Origin of the sequence: Escherichia sp. MOD1-EC5990 (assembly GCF_002965285.1) — a bacterium.
In the GTDB taxonomy this organism is placed as follows: Bacteria; Pseudomonadota; Gammaproteobacteria; order Enterobacterales; family Enterobacteriaceae; genus Escherichia; species Escherichia coli_F.
The window spans coordinates 143,927-159,867 of record NZ_PTRV01000008.1; the positions used below are offsets into that span (position 1 = coordinate 143,927).

Below are 15,941 nucleotides of genomic sequence, written 5' to 3' on the forward strand. Positions count from 1 at the left end.
TGTTGTGTTTGCGTTGTTGTTGTTATTTTAAAGGTGACGGTGTCACGTTTTTCGGAATAGGGCAGTGATACGGTTGCGTGTCCGTAACTTGCTGATGCTCTTGTTGGCATTCTTGCAATAGCCCTGAATCAATGAAGAGATTAAGTGTGGTTGCTGCTATAGTTTTCGCCGCCAGCAGCATTCCTTTATGAGCAATAGACGTTCGCCCCTGGCTAACCAGTTGCCACGTATGTAGCGGTGTACCGACGGCGAAACAGGGGCTGAAACACTGGGCAACAGGCAGTTTCCAACTGACGTCGCCGACATCAGTTGATGCCGCAAGCACGTTATCGGTGGCGGCATATGGAGCGACTTCATTCGCCAGTACCGTTTCACGATGACGTAGTGCAAAAGCCTTGCCGTTTTCGCCACCGGTTGCGGCGATATTATTCAGACTGTTTTGCCGATCGTTGGGGGTGAGCGTAGCCTGAATTTGTTTCGCAAAAGCCAGTTCTTCGCAGTTCCATTCCGGAGTACCAAAATGGGATAGGGCCTGGTACATGGCATTTTCTAAGGTGCGATTCGGGAGATAACTGGAACAGGCTTTGTCAAAGCGGCATTCAACCGTGGTTTCGGTCATCAATGCCGCACCTTCGGCGATTTTGGCGACCCGATCATAAATATGCTGCACATCGGTCATTTCGGGGGCGCGGATAAGATAAAGCACTTCTGCCTGCGCCTGGACCACGTTGGGCGAGATCCCGCCGCTATCTGTGATGGCATAGTGTACGCGCGCTTTTTCAATAATATGTTCGTTGAGGAAGTTGGTGCCAGTGGTCATCAACGTTACGGCATCAAGGGCGCTGCGTCCCAAATGAGGGGAATTTGCAGCATGTGCTGCGATCCCTTTAAAGCGCCATGATGCTTGAATATTTGCCAGCGTGCGGGTATTGAACATACCGGCAAAGGCTTCCGGGTGCCAGGTGAGTGCCGCATCCACATCATCAAATAACCCCTCGCGGACCATGAACGTTTTTCCCGAGCCGCCTTCTTCGCCAGGACAACCATAAAAGCGCACCGTGCCGCCTTGCCCATATTGTTCCAGCCATTTCTTGACGGCTATTGCTGCGGCAAAAGCGGCGGTTCCCAGCAAATTGTGTCCGCAACCGTGACCATTTTCACCGGGCGTCGTGGATGTAGGCTGCGCGCAACCTGCTTGCTGACTTAAACCTGCCAGGGCGTCATATTCCCCCAGCAAGGCGATAACCGGTTTGTCTTGACCAAACGAAGCAATAAAGGCATTTGGGATATTGCCTACGTTGCGAGTCACGGTGAAGCCTGCAGATTCCAGCGCCGAAGCCAGATGTTCCGCTGACCAGAACTCTTCAAAACGTGTTTCTGGATGATCCCAGATTTGATCAGCAATATCGGTATAACGTTGGCGATCGGCTTCAATCGCATCGTCGATAAAATGATAGATTTCCTGCATCAGATACCTCGCGTCCAGGGAAAATTAAGCGCGGTGCGCGCCAGCGTTTCGACGGCAATAGCGAGAACCTGCTCGTCAAAATCGAATTTTTCGTTGTGATGACCTGCCGCCAGCTGTGTGCCAAATACCATGTAGGAGGCTTGCCCTTGATGTCGCTGCACGCGGGCCATCATTAATGTGGCATCTTCGGAACCCGCAGGCGCTTCAACACGTTCAATGGCCTGATTGACCCCCGCGACCTGAGCCGCCTGGCTTTGTAACCATGCGACCCATTGCGGCGAAGGAGAACTGGCGGTAGCTGCACCCATCAGCCGAGTTTCAACGCCGACACCATACATGGCTGCTGCGCCCTGAATCGCTTGTTGTGCACGGTCAAAAACATATTGATTGATGACGTCGCTGACCCCTCGAGTTTCAACTTTCAGCAACGCCGAGGCAGGAACCACATTACGACCGCTTCCTGCCTGCATAACGCCCACGTTTACTCTGGAAGCGCCTTCGCTGTGCGGGGCGATTGCATGCAGTGCAAGAGTTGCTTGTGCTGCCGCCAGTAAGGCATTGTGACCATCTTCTGGTTTTGCGCCTGCGTGAGCGGCGGTCCCGGTGAAGTACGCGTCAAATTTGGTTGTTGCCATAAAATTATCACTGCCGCACACTACTGTGCCCGCAGGTACACCAGTGCCAATGTGCACAGCAGTAAAATAATCAACATCATCCACTACACCTGCATCGACCATCGCCCGCGCGCCACGCGTACCTTCCTCTGCAGGCTGAAAAATCAGTTTGATGACGCCGTGAAGTCCGGACTCGAACTGTTTAAGGGTGTGCGCCAGCCCAAGCCCAATAGCGGTATGTCCATCATGACCACAGGCATGCATCATTCCGGCGTTACATGACGCAAAACCGTCGCGGTAGGGGCGATGGCTGACATCCCGTTCTTCACTGAGATCCAGCGCGTCCATATCGACACGGAAAGCCATCACCGGACCGGGGCGACCGGTATCCAGGGTGGCGACGATGCCAGTGAAACCGCCTTCAAAAGCCGCAATCCATTGTTCTAGCGCCCCCTGTTGACGAGCGCGCTCGAATTCGCGTTGTAGAGTGAATTCATCAGGTAATCCCATCCGGCTACTTTCATTAACGACTTCGCGGCCCAGCGCCAGTGAATAACCGAGCTGGTGCAATTCTTCCGCAACAAGGGTGGCAGTGCGGAATTCCACCCAGCCAGACTCTGCATAGTGGTGAAAATCACGTCGCCAGTGCGATAATTTTGGGGCAAGCGAATTAATAAATTGATTCAAAGACTCCATAACCTTTCCCGTCATCAGTAAAAAGTGTGACCCGGTTCACGTAGCGATAGTTTTTACTTATCACTAACTGATTTTTCACAGTTTTAACCGTTCATAAATTACCCTGACATAATCATCTGCATTAAAGTAGATGCCAGTTTCTTTGGTCTGATAAATAACGGTTATCGGTGGCGTCATGGCTTTTCAGGTAAAAATTCATCAAATTCGGGCTTTTGTTGAAGTGGCTCGTCAGGGCAGCATTCGCGGAGCGAGCCGCATGTTGAATATGTCGCAACCGGCACTGAGTAAATCTATTCAGGAGCTGGAAGAAGGGTTAGCGGCGCAACTCTTTTTTCGCCGTAGTAAAGGCGTGACGTTAACTGATGCCGGCGAAAGTTTTTATCAGCACGCCAGTCTTATTCTTGAAGAGCTGCGCGCAGCGCAAGAGGATATTCGCCAACGACAAGGGCAACTGGCAGGGCAAATTAATATCGGCATGGGGGCCAGTATTTCCCGCAGTCTGATGCCAGCTGTCATATCTCGTTTTCATCAGCAGCATCCGCAGGTAAAAGTACGCATTATGGAAGGGCAACTGGTGTCGATGATTAATGAATTGCGCCAGGGAGAACTGGATTTCACCATCAATACCTATTATCAGGGACCCTACGACCACGAATTTACTTTTGAGAAATTACTGGAAAAGCAATTCGCGATCTTTTGCCGCCCGGGACATCCCGCCATTGGTGCCCGTTCGATCAAACAGTTACTGGACTACAGCTGGACAATGCCGACGCCACACGGCAGCTACTACAAACAGTTGAGTGAATTGCTTGACGATCAGGCGCAAACGCCACAGGTCGGCGTAGTCTGCGAGACGTTTTCAGCCTGTATCAGTCTGGTGGCAAAAAGCGATTTTCTCAGCATACTACCTGAAGAAATGGGCTGCGATCCCTTGCACGGACAGGGGCTGGTGATGTTGCCGGTTAGCGAAATTTTACCGAAAGCGGCCTATTATTTGATTCAGCGGCGTGATAGTCGCCAGACACCACTGACCGCGTCATTAATCACGCAATTTCGGCGAGAATGCGGCTATCTGCAAAGTTAAAACTGCATAAAAAAATAGAGTCTGTCGACATCCGCCAGACTCTACAGTACACACAGCAGTGCATCCGCGTCTTAAATCCGGCATGGTCTCCTCTGCGCCGGTGACTGTGTTATAACGGTTTTAACCTTTAGTTGCCAATTTTCTTCAGTGACAGATTTCACGAAAATATAAGTTACATTATTAATATCGTGAATGAATAATCATGCATAAGCATTTTGCTTAAAATATCGGCAACATTTGGAACTTATTACTGGAATTTTGGGTAATACGTTGTTGGACCGACCCGGTCTGGTTATCATATCGCGCTCTTAATTGCGGGAGGATGTAACATGAACCTTGACGACAAATCGCTGTTTCTTGACGCCATGGAAGATGTCCAGCCGCTGAAACGTGCTACAGATGTCCACTGGCATCCAACGCGTAACCAACGTGCGCCGCAGCGTATCGACACGCTGCAACTTGATAATTTCCTCACCACCGGATTTCTCGACATCATCCCGCTAAGCCAGCCGCTGGAGTTTCGGCGGGAAGGGTTGCAACATGGGGTGCTGGATAAGCTGCGCAGTGGTAAATATCCGCAACAGGCGAGCCTGAATCTTTTGCGCCAGCCGGTGGAAGAGTGCCGCAAAATGGTGTTCAGTTTCATTCAACAAGCCCTGGCGGATGGTTTGCGTAATGTGCTGATTATTCATGGTAAAGGGCGGGAAGATAAATCGCATGCCAATATTGTCCGCAGCTATGTGGCGCGCTGGTTGACCGAATTTGATGATGTCCAGGCATATTGTACCGCGCTACCGCATCATGGCGGCAGCGGGGCGTGTTACGTCGCACTACGTAAAACGGCGCAGGCAAAGCAAGAAAACTGGGAGCGCCACGCTAAGCGCAGTCGTTGATCTCGAGACGCATCCGCGGCTTATGCCGCCAGCACGCGGTTGCGTCCATCATTTTTCGCCCGATACAAAGCATCATCAACGCGTTTAAACAGTTCATCGATGCTTTCATTTCCTTCGTGATGCGCCACACCAATGCTGACGGTAAAGCGTGGTAAGCCCGAAATACTCACTTTTGTCACGCTTACGCGGATAGTTTCAGCCAGCGAAAGCGCGGTATCCAGTGGGGTTCTTGGTAGCAATAAGACAAACTCTTCGCCTCCCCAACGAAACACCAAATCGCCTTTGCGAGCGCAACTTTCGAGAGTGCGGGCGAGGGCGCATAACACCTCATCACCTTTAGAATGCCCATAGAGATCGTTAATGTGTTTAAAACGATCGGTGTCGATGAGCAATAAGCTGTAATCCTGAGTGATGGCGAGGTGCTGCATTTGGCCTGGCTCGGTAATGTGATAAAACTGGCGCCGATTCAGTAATCCGGTCATCGCGTCATGGTGGGCAGCATGTTCCAGCTGCTCCTCCAGCCGTTTTTGCTCCGTAATATCATGCACAATACATAACATGAGCTTGTCGCCATAAATTTCAATCGGCCCAGCATAGGTCTGCACATGACGAGTCGAACCATCCGCCAGTTTATGAACAAAATTCAAAGGCTTATGACCACCGGGTAAATGCGAGATTTCATGCATGATAGGCATGACGCGACGCCCGAGCATATTAATTTCCCAGGTATGTTTCTGGCACATCGTTTCATGGTTATAACCATAGAAATTGAGCGCGGCGAGGTTAGCATCGACGATTTGGCCATCTCGTGAGGGGTCAATCAACAACATTGGTGCAGAGTTAGTCAGAAAAAAGCGCGCATAAAAACCTTGTTTTTTGCGCTGATAATTTGCCGAGCGACTGGCTTTTAAACCCAGCGTTGCCGGTGCTTCGATACCTTCGAAAATAATCACCGGTTCTGCTTCTGTCAGCTCTCGCAAAACAAGCCGACAGCTTAATGCTGTTTCCTCTTCTTTACGTTGAACGGTGAGGATTTCGATAATATCGTGTTGGTTTTGCAGATCGGAGAGGTATTTCGGCAGTTCTTTTTGTGAGGAGACGGAATAGGGACCGGTTCGTAGCTGACTAAACGTGAGGTCTTGCATCAACAGTCGCGCCGCGCTGTTGGCATAAATTAACTGTTCCTCAAAGGGCGAAACGATCCAGACAGGACTGGTGAGTAAGTCCAGGGTATTGAAGTTGTGCGTAATCATTGAGATCCCGTTATTTTTATCAATTTTTGTTGCTATCCGATCGCAATAAAGCCACGTCATATGATCAGATAATTCTGATAATGATAGACGCTATTTAACACTTCACACGGTTTGTATATGGAAAAGCATTTTGCTTTTTGTATTCAATTTAGACAGAATTTTATTAATCATTTCAGGGTAATGGGGTGATGAGATGTTGCGTAACAGGGCCAGAAGGCTAGACTACAAAATAATGCGTTGATGATGGAGGCACTGTGGAAGCGATTAAGGGATCGGACGTTAATGTCCCGGATGCAGTATTTGCCTGGATGCTGGATGGTAGAGGCGGCGTTAAACCGCTGGAAAATACAGATGTGATTGATGAAGCGCATCCCTGCTGGCTCCACCTTAATTATGTACACCATGATAGCGCCCAATGGCTGGCGACAACACCGCTGCTTCCCAATAACGTACGTGATGCGCTGGCGGGCGAGAGCACACGGCCCCGAGTCAGCCGTCTCGGTGAAGGTACGCTGATTACATTGCGCTGTATAAACGGCAGCACCGATGAACGCCCCGACCAACTGGTCGCCATGCGTGTATATATGGACGGGCGGTTAATTGTTTCGACCCGACAACGCAAAGTGCTGGCCCTGGACGATGTGGTGAGCGATCTGGAAGAGGGTACAGGTCCGACCGATTGCGGTGGCTGGCTGGTGGATGTGTGCGATGCGTTGACCGATCATTCCAGCGAATTTATTGAGCAGCTGCACGATAAAATTATCGACCTTGAAGATAATCTCCTCGATCAACAAATTCCACCGCGTGGATTTCTGGCGCTGCTGCGCAAACAATTAATTGTTATGCGTCGCTATATGGCACCGCAACGTGATGTTTATGCTCGTCTTGCCAGTGAGCGTCTGCCGTGGATGAATGATGATCAACGCCGCCGAATGCAGGATATTGCCGATCGCCTTGGGCGCGGCCTGGACGAAATTGACGCCTGTATAGCACGGACTGGCGTGATGGCGGATGAAATCGCTCAGGTGATGCAGGAAAATTTAGCCCGTCGCACCTATACAATGTCATTAATGGCAATGGTCTTTTTACCCAGTACGTTTCTGACCGGGTTATTTGGTGTCAACCTTGGTGGGATCCCAGGTGGCGGGTGGCAATTCGGATTTTCAATTTTTTGTATTCTGTTAGTCGTTCTTATTGGTGGTGTTGCTTTATGGTTGCATCGTAGTAAATGGTTGTAACAACAGCAATTTTCCCTACTATCTGTATACAAAAACGCCGCAAAGTTTGAGCGAAGTCAATAAACTCTCTACCCATTCAGGGCAATATCTCTCTTGCAGGTGAATGCAACGTCAAGCGATGGGCGTTGCGCTCCATATTGTCTTACTTCCTTTTTTGAATTACTGCATAGCACAATTGATTCGTACGACGCCGACTTTGATGAGTCGGCTTTTTTTTGCCTGTTATATATCAGCGTCTACCCTTTAAGAGTCCACCCAATGACCGGAGGGAAATATGACGACACTCATTTATTTGCAAATTCCTGTCCCTGAACCGATTCCTGGCGATCCTGTTCCAGTGCCCGATCCAATCCCTCGCCCGCAACCCATGCCTGACCCACCACCCGATGAAGAACCGATTAAATTGTCGCATCGTGAGCGTAGATCTGCGAGGATACGCGCTTGCTAATTTTTGCGTCGATGACCACGAGAACAGATTGTGACCGCTTTTTCTACCCTGAATGTTTTGCCTCCCGCCCAACTCACGAACCTTAATGAGTTGGGTTATTTAACTATGACGCCGGTGCAGGCCGCCGCGCTTCCGGCGATCCTTGCCGGAAAAGATGTTCGCGTGCAGGCGAAAACCGGCAGCGGCAAAACGGCGGCTTTTGGCCTCGGGCTGCTACAGAAAATTGATGCGTCGCTATTTCAGACCCAGGCTTTAGTGCTGTGCCCTACGCGTGAACTGGCGGATCAGGTGGCAGGTGAATTGCGTCGGCTGGCGCGTTTTCTGCCAAATACCAAAATTTTGACTTTGTGCGGTGGTCAACCGTTCGGTATGCAGCGTGATTCGTTGCAACATGCGCCGCATATTATCGTGGCAACCCCGGGTCGTTTGCTGGACCATCTGCAAAAAGGCACGGTATCACTGGATGCGTTGAATATGCTGGTGATGGATGAAGCCGATCGCATGCTGGATATGGGATTTAGCGATGCCATTGATGATGTTATCCGTTTTGCGCCAGCATCTCGACAGACGCTTCTGTTTTCGGCAACCTGGCCGGAAGCCATCACCGCAATCAGCGGACGAGTGCAACGCGATCCATTGGCGATTGAAATTGACTCAACAGATGCTCTGCCTCCCATTGAACAACAATTTTATGAGACATCCAGCAAAGGCAAAATTCCGCTGTTGCAACGGTTATTAAGTTTGCATCAGCCATCCTCTTGCGTGGTGTTTTGCAATACCAAAAAAGATTGTCAGGCTGTCTGCGACGCGCTGAATGACATAGGGCAAAGTGCATTGTCGTTACATGGCGATCTGGAGCAACGTGACCGCGATCAGACCCTGGTACGTTTTGCTAACGGTAGCGCTCGTGTGCTGGTTGCGACGGATGTTGCTGCGCGTGGTCTTGATATTAAATCGCTTGAGCTGGTAGTGAACTTTGAACTGGCGTGGGACCCTGAAGTTCATGTACATCGCATCGGGCGTACAGCGCGTGCAGGAAATAGCGGTCTGGCGATCAGTTTCTGTGCCCCGGAAGAAGCACAGCGGGCCAATATCATTTCTGACATGTTGCAGATAAAACTTAATTGGCAAACGCCGCCAGTTAATAGTTCCATTGTGCCGCTGGAAGCAGAAATGGCAACGTTATGTATCGATGGCGGGAAAAAAGCCAAAATGCGCCCGGGTGATGTATTAGGTGCGCTGACAGGAGATATCGGGCTTGATGGCGCAGATATTGGCAAAATCGCCGTGCATCCGGCGCATGTCTATGTTGCGGTGCGTCAGGCTGTTGCTCATAAAGCATGGAAACAGTTACAGGGCGGGAAGATTAAAGGAAAAACGTGCCGGGTGCGGTTATTAAAATAATGAAATGTTGAATCGCAGGGTGCAAGAGTAAACATCTTCTTCGGGATTGCCGGATGCGACGCTGGCCGCGTCTTATCCGGCCTCCATAAGAGTAGCCCGATAAGCTTGCGCATCGGGCGCTATCCGGGTTATTTCACTTCAACCACATTCAGTCGTAACTCATCCAACTGATTTTCATCTTCTTCAGGCTGCCAACCCGCCGGTTGTAGAGGGATCTCTTCGCGATCAAACGCCAGATCACCCCCGTTAACCACTTCAGAACCGTGGGTAATGCCTTTGAAATCGAACAGGTTGGTATCGCACAGATGCGACGGCACCACATTCTGCATCGCGCTGAACATCGTCTCGATACGCCCCGGATAACGTTTATCCCAGTCACGCAACATGTCAGCAATCACCTGACGTTGCAGGTTAGGTTGTGAACCGCACAGGTTGCACGGAATAATCGGGAACGCTTTTGCATCGGCAAAGCGCTGAATATCTTTCTCGCGGCAGTAGGCCAGCGGACGAATCACAATATGTTTGCCATCATCGCTCATCAGTTTCGGAGGCATACCTTTCATCTTGCCGCCGTAGAACATATTTAAGAACAACGTTTGCAGGATATCGTCACGATGGTGACCCAGCGCGATCTTCGTCGCTCCCAGTTCCGTTGCGGTACGGTAAAGAATTCCGCGACGAAGACGAGAACACAGTGAGCAAGTGGTTTTGCCCTCCGGAATCTTCTCTTTCACGATACCGTAAGTGTTCTCTTCCACAATCTTGTACTCAATGCCCAGCTTTTCAAGATACTCGGGCAGAACGTGTTCCGGGAAGCCCGGTTGCTTTTGATCGAGGTTAACAGCCACCAGCGAAAAATTGATTGGCGCGCTTTGCTGCAAATTGCGCAGAATCTCCAGCATGGTATAGCTGTCTTTACCCCCGGAGAGGCAAACCATGATGCGATCGCCTTCTTCAATCATATTGAAGTCAGCAATGGCTTCGCCCACGTTACGACGCAGACGTTTTTGTAATTTGTTCAGATTGTATTGTTCTTTCTTACTAATTTCTTGATTTTGCGACATTTAAAAGCGACTCAATTCGTTATATGGCATCAGAAGAGTATGCGTCATGCCGGAACGCCCAGCATAAGAAATCTGATATAAAAACTGTGGCGTGTATGGTACGGATTAGAGGGGAAAATGTCAGCACATTTGCGAAATGAATCAAAAAGCCCGCAGCAATGTGCGGGCGTTAGTGTCAGCGCACAACCAGCACGGAGCACTCTGCGTGACGCACTACAGCTGCGGCGTTAGAACCGAGCAGATAAGTGGTGATATCCGGTCGATGGGAAGCAATGATGATCATATGAGCGGGGATCTTCTTCGCCAATTCCAGAATGCGGTCTTTGGGCGAGCCTTCCTCAACATGGACATGCACTCTGTCGGTTGGCAGTTTAAATTTTTTAATGATCTCTTCCAGTTGCGATTTGGCTTCCGCTTTCAGGTCATCCATTGCCGGTAATTCTGCGGAATACGCTAAACCCAGAGAGGCATAGTAGGGCAGTGAAGGTATTACCGTCAGGAAATGAACCTCTGCATCATCAATCTTTGCCTCTGCCTCAACGTGGCTAATCACGCGTTGAGTTAATTCTGAATCGGAAATATCGATAGGGACAAGAATCGTTCTGTTCATAAAACCTCCTGTTTTAGTATCCGCATAAAGTGTAACGCCAGATGACACTTTTTGTGTAATGACGGAGTTCACATTTTTAATTTAGATCAAAGGAGGAAGAATAAGCAGAAAAAGCCCGCCATAACAGCGGGCAGGAGGATTTAGAACTGATAAACCAGACCTAAAGCGACAATATCATCGGTAGAGATGCCGTTGGCAGCGTAGAAGCTGTCATCTTCATCCAACAGGTTGATTTTATAGTCAACGTAAGTGGACATATTTTTATTGAAATAGTAAGTCGCGCCAACATCGGCGTATTTTACCAGATCTTTATCATCAACACCTGCCGGGTTGTCTGCACCACCGGCAGCGTGCAGGTCACGGCCTTTAGACATCAGGAAAGAGACTGCCGGACGCAGACCAAAATCAAACTGGTACTGTGCAGTGACTTCAAAGTTCTGGGTTTTGTTTGCAACAGCATAATCGCTGTCGCCAAACGGGGTCATATTACGCGTTTCTGAATACATGGTTGCCAGGTAAATATTGTTAGCATCGTATTTTAGCCCAGCAGTCCACGCGTCTGCTTTATCACCACCCGCCGCAGTATGGTTAACCTGGTCATTGGTGCGGTCAGAAGAGGTGTATGGCGCACCAGCGCTAAAGCCCATGCCTAAATCATATGTTGTGGAAAGACCCCAGCCGTCACCGTTTTCATGGCGAACATCACGTCCGTTGTTGGTGCCTTCCTGACCATTACTGGCTCCTTCGTTGTTACCTTGATACTGCACCGCGAAGTTCAGACCATTTACCAGACCGAAGAAATCAGTGTTACGATAAGTCGCGACGCCATTGGCACGACCAGTCATAAAGTTGTCTGCATTGGTATAAGAGTCACCGCCAAATTCAGGCAGCATATCGGTCCAGCCTTCGATGTCGTACATTACGCCATAATTACGTCCGTAATCGAAAGAACCGTAATCTGCAAATTTCAGTCCGGCAAATGCCAGACGGGTCCATGACTGGTTTTTTGAAGATTCAGTGTTGTTTGCCTGAATATTGTATTCCCATTGACCGTAGCCAGTAAGTTGATCGTTAATTTGGGTTTCGCCTTTAAAACCCAGACGCGCATAGCTCTGGTCGCCATCTTTCGCTGAATTATCAGAAAAATAATGCAGGCCATCAACTTTGCCATACAGATCTAATTTGTTGCCGTCTTTATTATAAACTTCGGCTGCATGTGCAGCACCTGCTGCAAGCAGGGACGGAATTAAGAGTGCCAGTGCTTTGCTTTTCATTGAATAAATCCTTTAGTTATTTTATTTGCCTTTTACCCCGGCTTCGGGGAGTAAAAACATCCTAAAGGAGAAGTTCCGTTAGCCGATAAATATCATTTGTTACGCCTTAAGTTAAATCTTAATCAAATAATTCTTATGAAATGATAATAAGTATGGTGAATGTATTGAAGGTAATACATACAAAATAAAAATTATACTTTTAATTTGCTATACGTTATTCTGCGCGGGTTATATGCCTTTATTGTCACAGATTTTATTTTCTGTTGGGCCATTGCATTGCCACTGATTTTCCAACATATAAAAAGACAAGCCCGAACAGTCGTCCGGGCTTTTTTTTAGAATTGGATAATCCTTATCCAGAGCATTTAATCGGTGTTGCTTTTTTCCGCTTTTCCGGCCATTTGTGCCAGGAAGTCATAGCGTTTTTGCAAATCAGCTGCGGCATCTTTCCATAACTGTTCTGCCACTTCTGGCTGCTGCGAATTCAGACGACGGAAACGCTGCTCGTGAAGTAACGTTTCTTCCAGTGCTTCTGACGGCGGGCGTGAATCCAGCGCCAGCGGCAGTTTGCCTTCATCGGCACGACGCGGATCAAAGCGATATAGCGGCCAGAAGCCGGTAGCAGTGAGTTGGCGCATCTGGTCGTGACTGAGTGCCAGATCGTAACCATGCTCTTCACACGGGCTATAAGCGATGATCAGCGATGGCCCCGGATACGCTTCCGCTTCCTGAATCGCTTTCACCGTCTGGTTGAGCTGCGCGCCGAGAGAAATCTGCGCCACATAAACATGACCGTACATCATCATACTGACGCCAAGATCTTTACGCGCTTTACGTTTGCCGTGCTCGCCAAACTTAGTCACCGCGCCAAGCGGCGTGGCTTTTGACGCCTGACCACCGGTATTGGAATAGCATTGCGTATCCAGCACCAGAATGTTGACGTTTTCCGTCAGACTCAATACATGATCCAGACCGCCAAAGCCAATATCGTAAGCCCAGCCATCGCCACCAATCAGCCAGATTGATTTTTCCACCAGTGCATCTGCATCACGCAGCAGTTCATGTGCTTCAGCAACATCGTTGAGTTGCTGGCGTAAAGCTGCAACCTGTTCACGACGAACCTCTGGCGTGGCGTCTGATTTCAACGCAGTTAGTAATTTAGCCGGGATTTTATCGGCAAATTGATCCAGCAGACGCAGCACGCGGACACGGTGTTGATCGACCGTCAGGCGGAAACCAAGGCCAAATTCGGCGTTATCTTCAAACAGCGAGTTCGCCCATGCCGGTCCACGACCGTTGGCATCGGTGGTATATGGTGTGGAGGGCAGGTTACCACCATAAATTGAAGAACAACCCGTAGCGTTAGCGATCAACATCCGATCGCCATAGAGCTGAGTCAGCAATTTAATATACGGCGTCTCGCCACAACCAGAGCAAGCACCTGAATATTCAAACAGCGGTGTAATCAGTTGCGATGTACGAATATCAATACGTTCCAGTTTGCTGCGATCGATTTCTGGTAAATTTAGGAAGAAGTCGTAATTGATTTTCTCTTCTTCTACATGTTCCAGACGTGACATCATATTGATAGCTTTGATCTCTGGATCCTGACGGTCTTTCGCCGGGCAAACTTCGACGCACAGGTTACAGCCGGTGCAATCTTCCGGAGCTACCTGCAAGACATATTTCTGCCCGCGCATATCACGCGATTTTACATCCAGCGAATGCAGGCTGGCAGGGGCATTTTCCATTGCTTCAGGCGGCACCACTTTGGCGCGAATAGCTGAGTGTGGGCAAGCGGCGACGCAGTGGTTACATTGAGTACAGAGTTCCTCTTTCCAGATGGGGATCTCTTCGGCAATATTGCGTTTTTCCCAGCGTGTGGTACCCATCGGCCAGGTGCCGTCTGGCGGCAGCGCCGAAACGGGGAGAGCATCGCCAAGTCCGGCGAGCATCGCAGCGGTAACGGTTTTCACGAAATCAGGAGCAGCATCGGAAACCACAGGCGGTCGATTGGCGCTGTGCGGATTAACCGGCTGTAGCGGAACTTCTTCTACGGATTCACGCGCCAGTGCCAGAGCCTGCCAGTTGCGTTCCACCAGATCCTGGCCTTTGCTGCTGTAGCTTTTGGCAATCGCGCCCTGCAATTCGGCCAGGGCGCTGTCGCCAGGCAGAATTTGCGTCAGATGGAAAAAAGCCATCTGCATGACGGTATTAATTCGGGCCGCCAGGCCACATTCACGGGCGATTTTCGCCGCGTTAATCACATAGAAGCGCGCTTTTTTCTGGTTTAACACGGCCTGAACTTCCTGCGGCAAGCGCGACCATACTTCATCTGCGCTGTACGGCGTGTTGAGCAGGAAAATGCCGCCAGGTTTTAAACGTTCAGCCATCTGATATTTATCGATAAACTGCAACTGGTGGCAGCCAACAAAATCAGCCTGGGAAATGAGATAAGCGGAACGAATCGGCTGTTCGCTCACGCGAAGGTGAGAAACCGTCAGGCCGCCCGCCTTTTTGGAGTCGTAAACAAAATAGCCCTGTGCGTACCACGGCGTGGAATTACCGATAATCTTGATATTGTTTTTGGTCGCGGAAACGCTGCCATCACTACCAAGACCATAAAACAAGGCTTCCAGTTTCGCCGAGTTTGGCAGGGTGTTTTCCGGCAACGGCAGTGACAGATTGGTCACATCATCGTAAATACCAACCGTAAAGCGCGCTTTCGGTTTAGCTGCAGTGAGTTCGGCAAATACTGCCAGAACACAGTCCGGGCCAAATTCTTTGGATGAAAGACCATAGCGCCCGCCGATGACACGGGGCAGGGTTTCGCGCTCGCCATTATTAAAGGCTTCAGCCAGTGTGGTCATCACATCCAGATAGAGCGGTTCTGCCTGGGCACCCGGTTCTTTGGTTCTGTCCACTACCGCCACGCTGCGTACGGATCCCGGCAGAGCTTGTAGCAAGTGTTTGGCGGAGAAGGGGCGGTACAGACGAACTTTTAGCACGCCCACTTTTTCGCCTCGGGTCAGCAATTCATCAACCACTTCTTCACAGGTGCCGATGGCAGAGCCCATCAGGATAATCACCCGTTCCGCTTGTGGATGCCCGTAATACTCAAAGGGCTGATAATGGCGACCTGTCGCGGCAGCGAAATCATTCATCGCCTGTTCAACATGGTCATAGACTGCGTTGTACCATGGGTTGGTGGCTTCGCGAGACTGGAAATAAGTGTCAGGATTGGCGGACGTACCGCGGATCACCGGATGTTCCGGGTTGAGTGCACGGGCGCGATGAGCATCAATTTCTGCCTGCGGCATCAGTTCAAGAATAGTGTCATCGGCCAGCGGGACAATTTTATTGATCTCGTGGGACGTGCGGAAACCATCAAAGAAATGAATAAATGGCACGCGACTTTTCAGCGTCGCAATGTGCGAAATGAGAGCAAAGTCTTGCGCCTCCTGGACGTTTGCTGCACACAACATCGCGCAACCCGTCTGGCGCACTGCCATGACGTCGGAATGATCGCCAAAAATAGAGAGTGCATGTGTGGCAACGGTACGAGCCGCAACATGCAGGACAAACGGCGTCAGTTCGCCTGCCAGTTTGTACAGCGTTGGGATCATCAGCAGCAAACCCTGCGATGACGTAAACGATGTTGAGAGGGCGCCAGTTTGCAAAGCACCATGCACGGTAGCGATAGCACCCGCTTCCGACTGCATTTCAACCACGCGTGGTGTGTCTCCCCAAACGTTTTTCAAGCCGTTTCCGGCCCATGCATCAGCCTGTTCTGCCATCGTGGAACTGGGGGTAATAGGGTAGATGGCGATAACTTCACTGGTGCGAAACGCCACCGAAGCAACCGCGCCATTACCGTCAATAGTAATCATATGAC

The 15,941-nt window shown here is 50.0% G+C and carries 13 protein-coding genes; 6 read left to right on the plus strand and 7 right to left on the minus strand.

Annotated elements, in window-relative coordinates:
* Nucleotides 1-22: 22 nt before the first annotated feature.
* Together abgB and abgA are read right to left on the minus strand one after the other, a co-directional pair.
* Nucleotides 23-1,468 (minus strand): p-aminobenzoyl-glutamate hydrolase subunit AbgB, encoded by a 1,446-nt coding sequence (gene abgB, locus BEB42_RS11935; RefSeq protein ID WP_105267390.1) that lies wholly within the window; start codon nucleotides 1,466-1,468, stop codon nucleotides 23-25.
* On the minus strand, nucleotides 1,468-2,778 hold the full coding sequence (abgA, locus tag BEB42_RS11940; RefSeq protein WP_000444921.1) for a p-aminobenzoyl-glutamate hydrolase subunit AbgA: 1,311 nt from the start codon (nucleotides 2,776-2,778) through the stop codon (nucleotides 1,468-1,470). Before abgA ends, abgB begins: the two co-directional genes overlap by 1 nt.
* A gap of 175 nt (nucleotides 2,779-2,953) precedes the next feature.
* Here abgA and BEB42_RS11945 point away from each other — a divergent pair, with 175 nt between their 5' ends.
* Nucleotides 2,954-3,862: a LysR family transcriptional regulator gene (locus BEB42_RS11945; protein ID WP_000885454.1), complete on the plus strand. Its 909-nt coding sequence runs from the start codon at nucleotides 2,954-2,956 to the stop codon at nucleotides 3,860-3,862.
* 329 nt (nucleotides 3,863-4,191) lie between these two features.
* Nucleotides 4,192-4,755: a DNA endonuclease SmrA gene (gene smrA, locus BEB42_RS11955; RefSeq protein ID WP_001046832.1), complete on the plus strand. Its 564-nt coding sequence runs from the start codon at nucleotides 4,192-4,194 to the stop codon at nucleotides 4,753-4,755.
* Between the two features lie 20 nt (nucleotides 4,756-4,775).
* Here the strand turns inward: smrA and dgcM are convergent, their stop codons facing one another.
* Nucleotides 4,776-6,008, minus strand: a complete 1,233-nt coding sequence (gene dgcM, locus BEB42_RS11960) for a diguanylate cyclase DgcM (RefSeq protein WP_001353225.1) — start codon at nucleotides 6,006-6,008, stop codon at nucleotides 4,776-4,778.
* 193 nt (nucleotides 6,009-6,201) lie between these two features.
* On the opposite strand from dgcM, the gene ydaN reads away from it, so the two are divergent.
* The 4 genes from ydaN to dbpA all read left to right on the plus strand — a co-directional run bounded on the left by ydaN (nucleotide 6,202) and on the right by dbpA (nucleotide 9,098).
* Complete coding sequence (ydaN, locus tag BEB42_RS26690; RefSeq protein ID WP_211180494.1) at nucleotides 6,202-6,249, plus strand: protein YnaN; 48 nt, start codon at nucleotides 6,202-6,204, stop codon at nucleotides 6,247-6,249.
* Nucleotides 6,250-6,262: 13 nt separating this feature from the next.
* The gene (gene zntB / locus BEB42_RS11965; protein ID WP_000387385.1) at nucleotides 6,263-7,246 is read left to right on the plus strand and encodes a zinc transporter ZntB; all 984 of its coding nucleotides are present in this window, start codon (nucleotides 6,263-6,265) and stop codon (nucleotides 7,244-7,246) included.
* 274 nt (nucleotides 7,247-7,520) lie between these two features.
* Nucleotides 7,521-7,694 (plus strand): proline-rich small protein YnaL, encoded by a 174-nt coding sequence (gene ynaL / locus BEB42_RS27020; RefSeq protein WP_001296046.1) that lies wholly within the window; start codon nucleotides 7,521-7,523, stop codon nucleotides 7,692-7,694.
* Between the two features lie 30 nt (nucleotides 7,695-7,724).
* Entirely contained in the window at nucleotides 7,725-9,098 is a 1,374-nt protein-coding gene (dbpA, locus tag BEB42_RS11975) for an ATP-dependent RNA helicase DbpA (protein ID WP_000123713.1), read from the plus strand.
* A gap of 128 nt (nucleotides 9,099-9,226) precedes the next feature.
* Here dbpA and ttcA read toward each other — a convergent pair whose 3' ends face one another.
* The 4 genes from ttcA to nifJ all read right to left on the minus strand — a co-directional run bounded on the left by ttcA (nucleotide 9,227) and on the right by nifJ (nucleotide 15,936).
* Complete coding sequence (gene ttcA, locus BEB42_RS11980; protein ID WP_000081415.1) at nucleotides 9,227-10,162, minus strand: tRNA 2-thiocytidine(32) synthetase TtcA; 936 nt, start codon at nucleotides 10,160-10,162, stop codon at nucleotides 9,227-9,229.
* A gap of 175 nt (nucleotides 10,163-10,337) precedes the next feature.
* Nucleotides 10,338-10,772, minus strand: a complete 435-nt coding sequence (uspF, locus tag BEB42_RS11985) for a universal stress protein UspF (RefSeq protein WP_001295593.1) — start codon at nucleotides 10,770-10,772, stop codon at nucleotides 10,338-10,340.
* A 140-nt stretch (nucleotides 10,773-10,912) separates the two neighbouring features.
* Nucleotides 10,913-12,046: a porin OmpN gene (gene ompN / locus BEB42_RS11990; protein WP_105267391.1), complete on the minus strand. Its 1,134-nt coding sequence runs from the start codon at nucleotides 12,044-12,046 to the stop codon at nucleotides 10,913-10,915.
* Nucleotides 12,047-12,411: 365 nt separating this feature from the next.
* The gene (gene nifJ / locus BEB42_RS11995) at nucleotides 12,412-15,936 is read right to left on the minus strand and encodes a pyruvate:ferredoxin (flavodoxin) oxidoreductase (RefSeq protein ID WP_000628212.1); all 3,525 of its coding nucleotides are present in this window, start codon (nucleotides 15,934-15,936) and stop codon (nucleotides 12,412-12,414) included.
* Between the last annotated feature and the right edge of the window lie 5 nt (nucleotides 15,937-15,941).